Genomic DNA, 13647 nt, shown 5'->3' with positions numbered 1-13647 from the left:
GGATGCCGCGTTCCCGCGATCGTGCGCGCGCCGCGCTGATGCGGATCGGCGGGATCGCGGCATCCGTCGTTCTCGTGCTGTGGGGCGCCGCGACGCTGGCGTTCCTGGCGTTCCGGATCATCCCGGGAGACGCGGTCGACGTGTTGCTCGGACCCCAGGCGCAAGTGAGCGAAGCGGTGAAGGACGGCATCCGCGCGGAGCTCGGCTTCGACCGGCCGGTGCTCGAGCAGTATGCGGCGTTCCTCGCACGGCTTGCGCGCGGCGATCTCGGGGAGTCGTACCAGTTGCGCCTGCCGGTGACCGAGGTGATCGGGCGCCAGCTCGGATCGACCCTGCAGCTCACGGGTCTGGCACTCGTCATCGCGATCGTGCTGGCGCTGGCGTCGGTGCTGCTCGTGCGCGGCCGGACCGCGCGAGCGGTGGCCGGCGGTGTCGAACTCGTCGTGCTGTCGTCCCCCGTGTTTTGGACGGGCCTGCTGCTGCTGTCGGTGTTCTCGTTCCAGCTGGGGTGGTTCCCGGTGTCGGGAGCGCGCGATCCCGCCGCCGTCGTGCTTCCGGCGATCACTCTCGCGCTTCCCGTCGCGGCGCTGCTGTCGCAAGTCCTCCGCGACGGCGTCGAGACCGCCGAACGAGAGCCGTTCCTGCTGACCGTCCGCGCCCGCGGAGCCTCCCCGCTGCGGGAGAGTACCCACCACACGCTGCGCCACGCCTCCGTCGGCGGGGCCACGCTCGCCGCCTACCTCGTCGGGTCTCTTCTCGGCGGGGCGGTGCTCGTGGAGACCGTCTTCGCCCGTCCCGGCATCGGCCGGGTCACCCTGACCGCGATCACCGACCGGGATCTGCCGGTCGTCACGGGCGTCATCCTGTTGAGCGCCCTCGTCTTCGTCGTCGTCAACACGATCGCCGACCTCGTCGTGCCGCTGCTGGACCCGCGGCTCGCACGCGCGACCCCCGCGCTCGGCCCCCGGACGGAGGTGCCCGCGTGAGCACCGAGATCCGCTCGACGCTCGTCCGGCGTCGCTCCGCCCCGGGCGGCACCGCGCGACGGGTCGCGCTGATCGCCGCCGCCGTGGTACTGCTCGCCCTCGGCTTCGCGGCGCTCGCGCCCGGCCTGCTCGCGACGCACGACCCGCTCCTCACCGACGTCCGTCAAGCGCTGCAGGCTCCGAGCGCGCAGCACTGGTTCGGCACCGACCAGAGCGGACGCGACGTGTACTCGCGCGTCGTGTTCGGCGCCGGGCGCTCGATCGGCATCGGGCTGCTCGCCACCGGACTCGCCCTCGTCGTGGGGGTCGCGATCGGTTCGCTCGCCGCGGTCGCGCCGCGCCCCGTGGATGCCGCGGCGATGCGGGTGATCGACGTCCTGCTGGCGTTCCCCGAGTTCTTGCTCGCCCTTTTGGTGGTCGCCGTCCTCGGGCCCGGAGCGACGAACGTCGCGGTCGCCGTCACCCTCGCGGCGCTGCCCGTGTACGTCCGGCTCGCCCGAACCCGCACGCGCGCGCTCTCGTCGACCGAGTACGCCGAGGCCGCCCGGATCGTCGGCGTGCCCCGGCCCGTGGTGCACGTGACGCATGTGCTCCCCGGGGTCCTGGCATCCGCGAGCGTGTTGGCGACGATCGGCATCGGCACCAGCATCCTCGCGGCCGCCGGACTGAGCTTCCTCGGACTCGGGCCGACCGAGCCGACGCCCGAGTGGGGGCTCATGCTTTCGTCGGGCCGCAACCTCCTCGTCCAGGCACCGTGGGTCGCGGTCTTCCCGGGACTGGCCATCACGGCCACCGTGGTCGCGGTCAGCATCGTCGGTCGGATCCTCCGTGCACGGTCCGAGGAGCGTGGGGCATGAGCGGCATCCGGGTTCGCGGCCTGCGCATCGCGGGAGCGGACGGCGAGATCGTGCGGGGCCTGGACCTCGATGTCGCGGCGTGGGAGTGCGTCGCGCTCGTCGGTGAGTCCGGCACCGGCAAGTCGCTCACCGCCCGGTCGCTCCTCGGTCTGCTGCCCCGCGGGTTGACCGCCGCCGCCGAGACGATGGAGATCGACGGCGTCGACGTGCGCGGCTTCGGCGAGCGGCAGTGGCGCACACTCCGTGGACGCCGGGTCGCCCTCGTGTCGCAGGATGCGCTCGTCTCCCTCGATCCGCTGCGGCGCATCGGTGCCGAGGTGGCCGAACCTCTCCGCATCCACGCGCCGTCGGTCCGCGGAGCGGCCCTGCGTGACCGTGTCCGCGACGCGCTCACGCGGGTCGCCCTTCCCGAACCCGACCTCCGGGCACGGCAGTATCCGCACGAGTTGTCGGGCGGTCTCCGCCAGCGCGCCCTCATCGCCTCGGCGGTGGCCGCGCGACCGGCCGTGCTCATCGCCGACGAACCGACGACGGCCCTGGATGCCACGGTGCAGGCGCGCGTGCTCGATCTGCTGCGTTCCGTCGCCGACGAAGGCGTCGCGGTCGTCCTCATCACCCACGACTTGGCCGCCGTCCGTCGCATCGCCGACCGCGTCGTCATCCTGCACGAGGGCGCCGTCGTCGAGACCGGACCGACCGCCGCGGTGATGGCCGCTCCACGCGACCCGCACACGCGCACCCTCGTCGCCGCGGCCGCTGCCGCGCCGTTGCGTCGCGCGCCGCGGACCGACGCTCCGCTGCTGAGCGCCGAGGGCCTGACCAAGCGGTTCGGCGACCGCGTCGCCGTCGACGGCGTCTCGTTCGAGGTGCGTCGAGGGCGCACGCTCGCGGTCGTGGGGGAGTCCGGGTCGGGCAAGACGACGCTCGCCCGAATGATCGTGGGCGTCGCCGAGGCCGACGCCGGCACTCTGCGCGTCGACGGCCGCGCGTGGTCGCCGCGCGCCGCGCGGGGCGCTGCCCGACGCCGGATACAACTCGTGCAGCAGAACCCGTGGGGTGCCCTCGATCCGCGCTGGAGCGTCGGGCGGACGCTCCGCGAAGCCGTCGCCGTCACCGGCGCGCCTCGCTCCCAGCGCCGTGCTCTCGTCACCGATCTGCTCCGCGAGGTCGGGCTCTCGCCGGCCTTCGCCACCCGGCGACCGGCGCAACTGTCGGGCGGACAACGGCAGCGGGTCGCGATCGCCCGAGCCCTCGCGGTCGGTCCGGAGCTGCTGGTGCTCGACGAGCCCGTGTCGGCCCTGGACGCCACCGTGCGCGCGCGTATCCTCGACCGCCTCCTCGACCTCCAGCACGAGCGCGACCTCGCGATGGTGTTCGTCACCCACGACCTCGACGTGGTGCGGGGCATCGCCGACGACGTCCTCGTGATGCAGGACGGCCGGGTCGTGGAGGCAGGCCCGGTCGCGCGCATCTTCGCCGAGCCGCGCCATCCGTTCACGAGAGAGCTGCTCGACGCCGCGGCATCCGCGCCCTCCGGTCCCGGCACGACGGCGTAGACTGGGCGAATCAGCACCGATCCGGCCATCACCGGGGAGCTCTCGGAAGAACCGGGCCACGGCCCGCAGTAGAACCGAGCGGGGCAGGCCCGTCACAGCCGCAGTGAGAGAGGCGCACACCCCGGTGGGCGCAATGCGGGGTGGTACCGCGGTCCGAACGGATCGTCCTCGCAGGTGGATCGCGACCTGCGGAGAGACATGACCTACCCACGCCCCTCATCCTTCGGACCGGCGGCCGATGCCGCGGCATCCGTCGTTCCCAGCCCCCGGTTCCCGGAGATCGAGAGAGACACGCTCGCGTTCTGGGACGCCGACGACACCTTCCGGGCCTCGATCGCACAGCGCGACGGCGGCGAGGAGTGGGTGTTCTACGACGGCCCGCCGTTCGCGAACGGCCTGCCCCACTACGGGCACCTCCTCACCGGCTACGCCAAGGACGTCTTCCCGCGCTTCCAGACGATGCGCGGCAAGAAGGTCGATCGCGTCTTCGGGTGGGACACGCACGGCCTGCCCGCCGAGCTCGAGGCCATGAAGCAGCTCGGGATCACCGAGAAGGACGAGATCGAGCGCATGGGCGTCGCCGTCTTCAACGGCAAGGCGCGCGAGTCGGTGCTCGAGTACACGCGGGACTGGCAGGACTACGTCACGCGCCAGGCGCGCTGGGTCGACTTCGAGCGCGGCTACAAGACGCTCGACACGACGTACATGGAGAGCGTTCTCTGGGCCTTCAAGACCCTGCACGACAAGGGTCTGGCGTACGAGGGCTACCGCGTCCTGCCCTACTGCTGGCGCGACGAGACGCCGCTGTCCAGCCATGAGCTGCGCATGGACGACGACGTCTACAAGATGCGCCAGGACCCCTCGGTCACCGTCACGTTCCCGCTCGTCGGTGCCAAGGCCGAGGCGCTCGGCCTCACCGGTGTGCGAGCGCTCGCGTGGACGACGACGCCGTGGACCCTGCCGACGAACCTCGCGCTCGCGGTGGGTCCCGGCATCCGGTACGCCGTGATCGAGGGCGGACCCCACGGTGCCGCCGACGTGCACCGCGCGCCCGACGGCACGCCCGACGAAGCGATCGAGGCCACCGCGCACCGCTACCTGCTCGCCGAAGACCTGCTGCCCGGCTACGCGAAGGACCTCGGGTACGAGACGCCGGATGCCGCCCGCCAGGCCGTGCAGACGACGATCCTGGGTTCGGAGCTCGCGGGCGTCTCGTACGACCGGCTGTTCGACTACTACGCCGACGCCGAGACGTGGGGGACGGGCAACGCCTGGAAGATCCTCGTCGACGACTACGTCACCGTCAGCGACGGCACGGGCATCGTCCACCAGGCCCCGGCCTACGGCGAGGACGACAAGCGTCTCGCGGACGCCGCGGGCCTGCCCACGATCATCTCGCTCGACGACGGCGGCCGGTTCCTCTCTGCCGTCACCGACGTGGCGGGGGAGCTGTGGATGGAGGCCAACCGGCCCCTCATCCGCCTGCTGAAGCAGCAGGGGCGTCTTCTGCGCGAAGCCTCCTACGAGCACTCGTACCCGCACTGCTGGCGCTGCCGGAACCCCCTGATCTACAAGGCGGTGTCGAGCTGGTTCGTGCGCGTCACCGACGTCAAGGACCGTCTGCTCGAGAACAACGAGCAGATCACCTGGGTGCCCGAGAACGTCAAGGAGGGCCAGTTCGGCAAATGGCTCGAGGGCGCGCGCGACTGGTCGATCAGCCGCAACCGCTACTGGGGCTCGCCGATCCCGGTGTGGAAGAGCGACGACCCGAACTACCCGCGCGTCGACGTGTACGGTTCGCTCGCCGAGATGGAGGCCGACTTCGGCCGTCTGCCGCGCAACGCGGACGACGAGGTCGACCTCCACCGTCCCTACATCGACGACCTGACGCGTCCGAACCCCGACGACCCCACTGGCCGCTCCACGATGCGTCGCATCGAGGACGTGCTGGACGTGTGGTTCGACTCGGGCTCGATGCCGTTCGCGCAAGTGCACTACCCGTTCGAGAACCACGAGTGGTTCGACGAGCACGCGCCCGCGGACTTCATCGTGGAGTACATCGGTCAGACCCGCGGCTGGTTCTACGTCATGCACGTGCTCTCGACCGCCCTGTTCGACCGCCCCGCGTTCACGGGGGTCTCGTGCCACGGCATCGTGCTCGGCAACGACGGGCAGAAGATGTCGAAGTCGCTGCGCAACTACCCCGACGTGCGCGAAGTGTTCGACCGCGACGGCTCGGATGCCATGCGGTGGTTCCTCATGTCGAGCTCGGTGCTGCGCGGCGGCAACCTCGTCGTGACGGAGGAGGGCATTCGCTCCGGCGTGCGGGAGTTCCTGCTCCCGATGTGGAACGCGTGGTACTTCTTCGCGACGTACGCGAACGCCTCCGGGACCGAGGGCTACGAGGCGCAGTGGCGCACGGACTCGACGGATGTGCTCGACCGCTACATCCTCGCGCTCACCGGCGACCTCGTGCGCGACGTCGCCGCCGATCTCGAAGGCCTCGACTCCACGACCGCGGCCGAGCGGCTGCGCGACTTCGTCGAGGTGCTGACGAACTGGTACATCCGCCGGTCGCGCGACCGGTTCTGGGTCGGCGTGACCGACGACCCGACCAGCCGCGAGGCGTTCGACACGCTGTACACCGTGCTCGAGACCCTCACGCGCGTCGCGGCGCCGCTGCTTCCGCTCGTGACCGAGCGGGTATGGCAGGGCCTCACCGGCGGCCGCAGCGTCCACCTCGAGGACTGGCCGGATGCCACGGCGTTCCCGGCCGCGGCCGACATCCGCACCGCGATGGACACCGTGCGCGACGTCTCGAGCGTCGCCAACGCCCTGCGCAAGCGCGAGGGCAAGCGCGTGCGCCTGCCGCTGCCGCGTCTGACGGTCGTGACCCCGGATGCCGCGGGCCTCGCGCAGTTCGAAGACCTCGTGCGCGAGGAGCTCAACGTCAAGGCGGTGTCGCTGGTGGAGTTGAGCCCGCAGTCGTTCGACGACTTCGGGCTCGCCCAGCGTCTGGTCGTCAACGCCCGCGTGGCCGGTCCGCGACTCGGGAAGCGTGTGCAGCAGGTCATCCAGGCGGCGAAGTCCGGCGCGTGGGCCGAGACCGACCGCGGGATCGTCGTGCAGACCCCCGACGGGGAGGTCGTCCTCGCGGATGGCGAGGGAACGCTCGAGACCGACGCGTCGCGCCTCGCCGAGGGCGAGGCCGTCGCGCTGCTCGTCACCGCCGACGGATTCCTCGTGCTCGACACGTCGACCACCCCCGAGCTCGAGGCCGAGGGCCTGGCGCGCGACATGATCCGCGGCATCCAGGACACCCGCAAGGCCGCCGGCTTCGATGTGAGCGACCGCATCTCGCTCACGCTGACGTTCGACGACGCCGAGGACGCCGCGGCCGTGGCCCAGGCCTTCGACGTCGCCGGGGTGGCATCCGAGACCCTCGCCGAGGGCGTCGTGCTCGCGAGCCGCACCGCACGGCTCATCGAACGCGGCGAGACTCGCGCCCCGGAGTTCGAGACCGTGATCGCCGCGAAGACGTACGCGAACGTCGGTGCCGTGACCGTCGCAGTCGCGCGCACGGCGGGAGGTGCCGCGTGAGCGACCGCAGCCGGGCCGACGCCGTCTACGCTGCGCTCCTGGAGCGCCAGGGTGAGCAGTGGGTGCAGCCCCGCATCGAGCGGACCCGGCGCGTCCTTGAGCTGCTCGACGACCCGCAACGCACGTACCGCGTCATCCACGTCACCGGGACGAACGGCAAGACCTCGACGAGCCGCATCATCGAGAGTCTGCTGCGCGCCCTCGGGCTGCGGACGGGCCTGTTCACCAGCCCTCACCTCGAGCGGTTCACCGAGCGCATCCTCATCGACGGCGAACCCGTCGCGGATGCCGCGATCGCCGACGCGTGGGACGAGATCCAGCCGTTCGTGCAGATGGTGGATGCCGAGCTCGTCGCCGCCGATGACGCGCCGCTGACGTTCTTCGAGCTCCTGACAGTGCTGGCGTTCGTCGCGTGCGCCGATGCGCCGATCGACGTGCTCGTGCTGGAGGTCGGCATGGGCGGGGCGTGGGACTCCACGAACACCGCCGACGGCGACGTCGCGGTCTTCACCCCGATCGACATCGACCACGTCGACCGCCTGGGGACGACGATCGCCGAGATCGCCACCGTCAAGGCCGGGATCATCAAAGAGGGCGCGGCCGTCGTCTCGGCCGCCCAGCCCGACGCGGCGAAGCGCGCGATCCTCTCGCGCGCCGAGCAGATGAACGCCTCCGTGGCCTTCCAGGGCGAGGCCTTCGCGCTCGAGTCCCAGACCCTCGCGGTCGGTGGACAGTTGCTCACGGTCCGCGGGATCGCCGGGACCTACGCCGAGCTGTACCTGCCGCTGTACGGCGCGCACCAGGGAGCGAACGCGGCCCTGGCGATCGCCGCCGTCGAATCGCTCATCGGAGGAGGCGCGCAGCCCCTCGCCTCCGACGTCGTCACCGACGGGCTCGGTGCGACGACCTCCCCGGGCCGCCTGCAGCTCCTCGGCACGGCGCCCACCGTGCTCGTCGACGCCGCGCACAACCCCCACGGCGCTCGTGCCCTCGTGGCCGCGCTCGATGAGGCGTTCGACATCGACGAGTGGGGGGCCGTGATCGGCATCCTGTCCGGCAAGGACACTGCCGGCATCGTCTCGACGCTCACCCCCGCCGTCGCTCGCGTCTTCGCCACGGCGCCGGACAGCGACCGCGCCGCCGACCCCGACGCGATCGCCGATGTCGCCGAGGCCGCCGACGTTCCCGTCACCGTGCACCCCACGCTCGAAGAGGCAGCGGACGCGGCGCGCGAGTGGGCCGCCGAGTCCGACCGTCGCGCCGTCGTCATCGCCGGCTCCGTCGTGCTGGCCGGTGAAGCGATCCGCCTCTCCGCGCTCGAGGACTGGAAGTCCGGGTGGCAGCGATGAGTCCGCGCGAGCGCCGCCCGCGCCGCACCCGCGGTGCCCTGGAGTCCCTCGGAGCGGTCGTCCTCGGCTTCGAGTCGATCGTCGTGTTCCTCGGCGGCCTCGTCGTCTACGGTCTCAAGGCTCTGCCCTGGGGGATCGAACCGTGGTGGGGCATCGTCGGCGGCGCCGTGATGGCGGTCGCGATGGTCGCGGTTTCGGGACTGCTGCGCCACCGCTGGGCGATCGTCGCCGGATGGGCGCTGCAGGTGATCCTCGCCCTCGGCGGCATCCTGGTTCCCGCCCTCGCGGTGGTCGCGCTCATTTTCGGCGGGATGTGGGCGTATGCGACCATCAAGGGAGCGGCCCTCGACCGTGCCAATGCACGACGAGCCGCCGACCCCGACCTCTCGAACGGAGAATGACCCATGGCCACCGAAGAGACCCTCGTCCTGGTCAAGCCCGATGGCGTCGCCCGCGGCCTGACCGGCGCGATCCTCGCCCGCATCGAGGCGAAGGGCTACGCCCTCGTCGACATCCGCCTCGTCGAGCCCGACCGTGAGCGGCTCGCCGAGCACTACGCCGAGCACGAGGGCAAGCCCTTCTACGAGCCCCTGCTGGAGTTCATGCTCTCGGGCCCGTCGGTGGCGATCCGCCTCGCCGGCAACCGCGTCATCGAGGGCTTCCGCTCCCTCGCCGGCACCACCGACCCCACGACCGCCGCCCCGGGCACGATCCGCGGCGACTTCGGCCGCGACTGGGGCCTCAAGGTTCAGCAGAACCTGGTCCACGGCAGCGACAGCCCCGAGTCGGCCGCACGCGAACTGTCGATCTGGTTCGACTGATCCCGGATGCCACCGCGGCCGCCGTCCCCGTCAGGGGCGGCGGCCGTCGTCGTCCGCGGAGCGCTCGTCGATCGGGCGTGGGGCGATGTGTCGCGTCTCGCGGAACCACAGTCCGGCACCGATGAGCGGCACGAACAGGATCATCAGCGTCCAGCCGACGTACTGCGCGGTGGCGAGGCGACGGGAGCGTCCGAAGAGGGATGCCAGCGCCCCGACCGTCAGCAGGAACGAGCACGCGGCGACGCCGGCGAAGACGACCCCCAGGGGCACGGGCATGAGCGGGTTCGGCACGTCCATGATCCGACCCTACGCACGCGCAGCGGGACGGGCCGGTGCGCAAGCCTCACAGCTGGGAGAGCACGTCCAGACGCAGCTGGGCCAGCACCGCGACGACGACATAGCCCCCGAGGGCCATGAGCGGGACCCACGGCATGAGGGAGGCCGCGGCATCCCGAACCTTCGCGCTCACCGGGACGACGCCCTCGCGCAACAGGTGCAGCGTGACGGCGAAGAACGTGGGGATCACGACCGACCACGTCACCATGCACCACGGGCAGAGCGTCCCGAGCACGAAGATGCTCTGCGAGATCAGCCAGATGACGAAGGTCATGGCCCCGGCGATGCCGAGCCAGAACAGGATCCAGAACCAGCGGGCGAAGCGAGCCCCCGCGAGGATCGCGACCCCGACCACGATCGGCGCGATCCAGGCGGCGAGGCCGATGATCGGGTTCGGGAACCCGAAGACGCTGCCCTGCCACGACTGCAGGTTCGCGCTGCACTGCACCAGCACGCTGAAGTCGCACGAGGCGGCGGCGCCGCCGTCCATCAATTGGTGGAAGCGCTCCATCGTCAGCGAGAACGCCGCCCACCACCCCACGACTCCCGCGATGATGAGCCAGACCGCCAGGACGGTCGGACGGCGGGGCGTGACGGTTTCGCTCATGCGGCCGATTCTTCCACTGCCGAACGGTGGCAACACTGTGCGATCCTTCGCCGTCGAGACGCTGCGGCGCTGCCGGTGCCGCGATAAACGCTTTCGGCACTGAAACACGCCGTCTGCGAGCGTTTCCCAGTGCAGGAAGCGTTTATTGCTGGGCAAGGTGGGCGTGCACGGTGACCGAATCGGGCCGACCGTGCGATAATGGAGCTTCGATGAGCCGCGGCCGCGCCGCAGGACCATCACCAGCAGACTTCGGGCGATGACCGCCCTTCGCAGCACGAGCCGCAGGCCGGCTGCAGACCGAGTGAGTTCGCGGCCCCGCCGGGTGCGGCGCCGCACGAGATTTCGCCGGGCGACGCGCGGTGTCGCCCGCCAGGGAGTACGTCCGATATGGCCGACGCAACCGACGATCAGACCCCCGCCGAGACCCCGGCGACCGATACGCCTCCCGCCGAGGCGGCGCACGACGAGACCCTCACCGCCGGCCACGCCCCGGCCGAAGAGACCGCCCCCGTCGAGGACGCCGACGACGAGGCGGCCGTGGATGCCGCCGAGGCTGCGGCCGATACGGACTCCGGCGCCCCCGCGGTGCTCGAGACCGGCGAGGCAGAGCCCGAGGCGCAGCCCGCCGACGGCGACGTCGCGGCAGCAGATGAGCCCGCGCCGGCGGAGGAGCCCGCAGCGGCGGAGGAGTCTGCAGCGGCCGAGTCGCAGCCCGCGGCGCCCGTCGAGCCCGACGCCCCGGAATCCGCCGCTCCGGCCGAGCCCGAGGCCCCGGCATCCGACGCTCCTGCCGAGCCCGCGGCATCCGATGCTCCGGCCGCGCCCGCCACGCCGGTGATCCCGACCGCGGTCTCGCTGGGGCTGCTGCCCGAGGTCTTCGTCTCGGCCGTCTCGACGCAGCTGCACTTCTACGCTCCCGAGCTTCCGGCAGCGCCCGCGCGCGACGAGGTCGACGAGATCGAGGACGAGGCTCCGAACGACCGGGTCTCCTCGAACGCACGCCGTCGCAACCGTCGCCGCGGGGGAGCGGCGGCGAACGGTTCCGACGAGCAGCTCGAGGCCCCGGCCGCCCCCGTGCGCCAGCGCGCCGTCGAGCTCATCACCGAGCCGCAGCGCATCAAGGGCTCCACGCGTCTCGAGGCCAAGAAGCAGCGTCGCCGCGACGGTCGCGAGGCCGGTCGCCGTCGCCCGGTCGTGACCGAGGCCGAGTTCCTGGCCCGCCGCGAGGCCGTCGACCGCGTCATGGTCGTGCGGTCCAAGGCCGGTCGCATCCAGATCGCCGTCCTCGAAGACAACGTGCTCGTCGAGCACTACGTCGCCCGCAACCAGGACGCGTCGCTCATCGGCAACGTGTACCTGGGCCGCGTGCAGAACGTCCTGCCGAGCATGGAGGCGGCGTTCGTCGACATCGGTCGTGGACGCAACGCCGTGCTGTACTCCGGCGAGGTCGACTGGGACGGCGTCGAGACCGGCAACCAGCCGCGCCGCATCGAGCTGGCCCTGAAGTCCGGCGACCGCGTTCTCGTGCAGGTCACGAAGGACCCCGTGGGTCACAAGGGCGCGCGCCTGACGAGCCAGATCTCGCTGCCCGGCCGCTACCTCGTGTACGTGCCGAACGGGTCGATGAACGGCATTTCGCGCAAGCTCCCCGACACCGAGCGCGCGCGCCTGAAGAAGATCCTCAAGGAGGTGCTGCCCGAGTCGTCGGGCGTCATCGTCCGCACGGCCGCCGAGGGCGCGACCGAGGACCAGTTGACGCGCGACGTGCAGCGTCTGACCGCGCAGTGGGAGCACATCAGCACCCAGGTGAAGACCATCCAGGCCCCGGCGCTGTTGCACTCCGAGCCCGATCTGCTGGTCAAGATCGTCCGCGACGTCTTCAACGAGGACTTCACGCGCATGCTCATCCAGGGCGACGAGGCACTGTCGACGATCTCCACCTACCTGCAGGGTGTCGCTCCCGACCTGCTGGAGCGCGTCGAGAAGTACGACGGCGACCAGGACCCGTTCGACGCGTTCCGCGTGACGGAGCAGATCGAGAAGGCCCTGGACCGCAAGGTGTGGCTCCCATCCGGCGGTTCGCTGGTCATCGACCGCACCGAGGCGATGACCGTCGTCGACGTCAACACAGGCAAGTTCGTCGGTTCCGGCGGCAACCTCGAAGAGACCGTCACCAAGAACAACCTCGAGGCCGCGGAAGAGATCGTCCGTCAGCTGCGGCTGCGGGACATCGGCGGCATCATCGTCGTCGACTTCATCGACATGGTGCTGGAGTCCAACCGCGATCTCGTGCTGCGTCGCCTGATCGAGTGCCTGAGCCGCGACCGGACGAAGCACCAGGTCGCCGAAGTCACCTCGCTCGGGCTCGTGCAGATGACCCGCAAGAAGCTGGGTCTGGGTCTGCTCGAGACCTTCAGCGAGGCGTGCGAGGTTTGCGCGGGTCGCGGCGTCGTCGTGCACCACGACCCCGTCGTCAAGCACCGTTCGGCCTCCGCAGGCAACGGTAACGGTGGCTCCAACGGCAACGGCAACGGCAACAACCGTCGCAGCCGTGGTGGCAACGGCCCGTCCGCCGGGAACGGCGCGGGTAACGGCACCGCCCCCGCGAACGGCGGACAGGCCGCCCCGACCGGCGGCACGCACGTCATCACCGAGGGCGTCAAGTCCGCACTCGCCCAGATCGCGGCATCCACGATCCACCCCACGGTCGAAGACCCGGCCGTGGTCGAGGCGGCCGTCGTCGCCTCGGTCGAGGCGGTCATGGATGCCAAGGTCGAGGCGCCCGTGCGCGAGAAGCGCCCGCGCAAGAAGCGCGAGCCGAAGGCAGCGCGCACCGAGAAGGACGCGCTGCTCGAGTCGGTGCTCGAGGCTCTCCCCGAGCCCAAGGCGCCGGGTCAGGGCCGCTCACGCCGCCGCGTGACGACCGCCGCGCTCACCGGCACCCCGGTGAACGCCCAGCCCTCCGACGGTTCCTGAGTCCCCCAGGCCACCCGCGCGTGAGGGGTCAAGATCTGTCGCTTCAGACGCGGTCAGGCGACAATTCTTGACCCCTCACGCCTCCGCGCGGGCCCGGCGCTCGCGGGCGGTGATCCGCAGACCGGACGCGCGCAAGCGGCGGACGAGTTCACGTCCCCCGACGTGCTCGGCGCCCGCGGCGACGAGGTCGGCGTGGCGCTCATCGGGCACGTCGTAGTGGTCCAGATCGAAAGCGCGGCGAGGAATCCCCGCGGCGGCGGCGAAGGCGTGCAACTCGTCGATGCTGGCGTCGCTCACGAGGTGCGCCCAGAGTCGCCCGTGCGCAGGCCACTGCGGGTCGTCGATGAGAATCGCCACTCCGTGATCCTACGGCCGACACGCACCCCCGATGCTTTTGCCGGATGCCGCCCGGTGAGCTAAACTCGTCCTTTGGTGCGTCGTGTCCGCGCGTTGGCGCGAGACCCCGCGGGCTTCGGCCGGCAGATCGCACCGAGACTCAGGGCGTGAAGCCCTCCCGACGTCATCAGACAAACCGGAGCCGTGCGCTCCCGAACGAAAC

At 71.3% G+C, this 13647-nt stretch carries 11 protein-coding genes; 8 read left to right on the top strand and 3 right to left on the bottom strand.

What is annotated here, in order from left to right; translation table 11 throughout:
* Positions 1–2 precede the first annotated feature (2 nt).
* The 7 genes from FE256_RS00830 to ndk all read left to right on the top strand — a co-directional run bounded on the left by FE256_RS00830 (position 3) and on the right by ndk (position 9169).
* A complete protein-coding gene (locus FE256_RS00830) occupies positions 3–986 on the top strand; it encodes an ABC transporter permease (protein ID WP_138172338.1) in 984 nt (327 codons plus the stop codon).
* Positions 983–1843, top strand: a complete 861-nt coding sequence (locus FE256_RS00825; RefSeq protein WP_252370857.1) for an ABC transporter permease — start codon at positions 983–985, stop codon at positions 1841–1843. The genes FE256_RS00830 and FE256_RS00825 overlap by 4 nt, the downstream gene beginning before the upstream one ends.
* The gene (locus FE256_RS00820; RefSeq protein ID WP_138172337.1) at positions 1840–3399 is read left to right on the top strand and encodes a dipeptide ABC transporter ATP-binding protein; all 1560 of its coding nucleotides are present in this window, start codon (positions 1840–1842) and stop codon (positions 3397–3399) included. The genes FE256_RS00825 and FE256_RS00820 overlap by 4 nt, the downstream gene beginning before the upstream one ends.
* Before the next feature lie 198 nt (positions 3400–3597).
* The gene (gene ileS, locus FE256_RS00815; RefSeq protein WP_138172336.1) at positions 3598–6999 is read left to right on the top strand and encodes an isoleucine--tRNA ligase; all 3402 of its coding nucleotides are present in this window, start codon (positions 3598–3600) and stop codon (positions 6997–6999) included.
* On the top strand, positions 6996–8348 hold the full coding sequence (locus FE256_RS00810; protein ID WP_138172335.1) for a bifunctional folylpolyglutamate synthase/dihydrofolate synthase: 1353 nt from the start codon (positions 6996–6998) through the stop codon (positions 8346–8348). The genes ileS and FE256_RS00810 overlap by 4 nt, the downstream gene beginning before the upstream one ends.
* Complete coding sequence (locus FE256_RS00805; protein WP_138172334.1) at positions 8345–8749, top strand: DUF4233 domain-containing protein; 405 nt, start codon at positions 8345–8347, stop codon at positions 8747–8749. The genes FE256_RS00810 and FE256_RS00805 overlap by 4 nt, the downstream gene beginning before the upstream one ends.
* 3 nt (positions 8750–8752) lie before the next feature.
* The gene (ndk, locus tag FE256_RS00800) at positions 8753–9169 is read left to right on the top strand and encodes a nucleoside-diphosphate kinase (protein WP_138172333.1); all 417 of its coding nucleotides are present in this window, start codon (positions 8753–8755) and stop codon (positions 9167–9169) included.
* Positions 9170–9199: 30 nt separating this feature from the next.
* On the opposite strand, the gene FE256_RS00795 is transcribed toward ndk, so the two are convergent.
* Both FE256_RS00795 and FE256_RS00790 read right to left on the bottom strand, forming a co-directional pair.
* Positions 9200–9466 (bottom strand): PLDc N-terminal domain-containing protein, encoded by a 267-nt coding sequence (locus tag FE256_RS00795; protein WP_138172332.1) that lies wholly within the window; start codon positions 9464–9466, stop codon positions 9200–9202.
* Between the two features lie 46 nt (positions 9467–9512).
* A complete protein-coding gene (locus FE256_RS00790; RefSeq protein WP_138172331.1) occupies positions 9513–10112 on the bottom strand; it encodes a vitamin K epoxide reductase family protein in 600 nt (199 codons plus the stop codon).
* Between the two features lie 387 nt (positions 10113–10499).
* Between FE256_RS00790 and FE256_RS00785 the strand changes: the two genes are divergently transcribed.
* Positions 10500–13088, top strand: a complete 2589-nt coding sequence (locus FE256_RS00785) for an Rne/Rng family ribonuclease (protein ID WP_138172330.1) — start codon at positions 10500–10502, stop codon at positions 13086–13088.
* A 75-nt stretch (positions 13089–13163) separates the two neighbouring features.
* On the opposite strand, the gene FE256_RS00780 is transcribed toward FE256_RS00785, so the two are convergent.
* Complete coding sequence (locus FE256_RS00780; RefSeq protein ID WP_138172329.1) at positions 13164–13445, bottom strand: DUF4031 domain-containing protein; 282 nt, start codon at positions 13443–13445, stop codon at positions 13164–13166.
* Between the last annotated feature and the right edge of the window lie 202 nt (positions 13446–13647).

Origin of the sequence: Microbacterium sp. 5K110 (assembly GCF_005774735.1) — a bacterium.
Classification (GTDB): Bacteria; Actinomycetota; Actinomycetes; order Actinomycetales; family Microbacteriaceae; genus Microbacterium.
The sequence above is the reverse complement of the archived record's forward strand: the minus strand, read 5'-3'. Positions and strand labels throughout refer to the sequence as shown.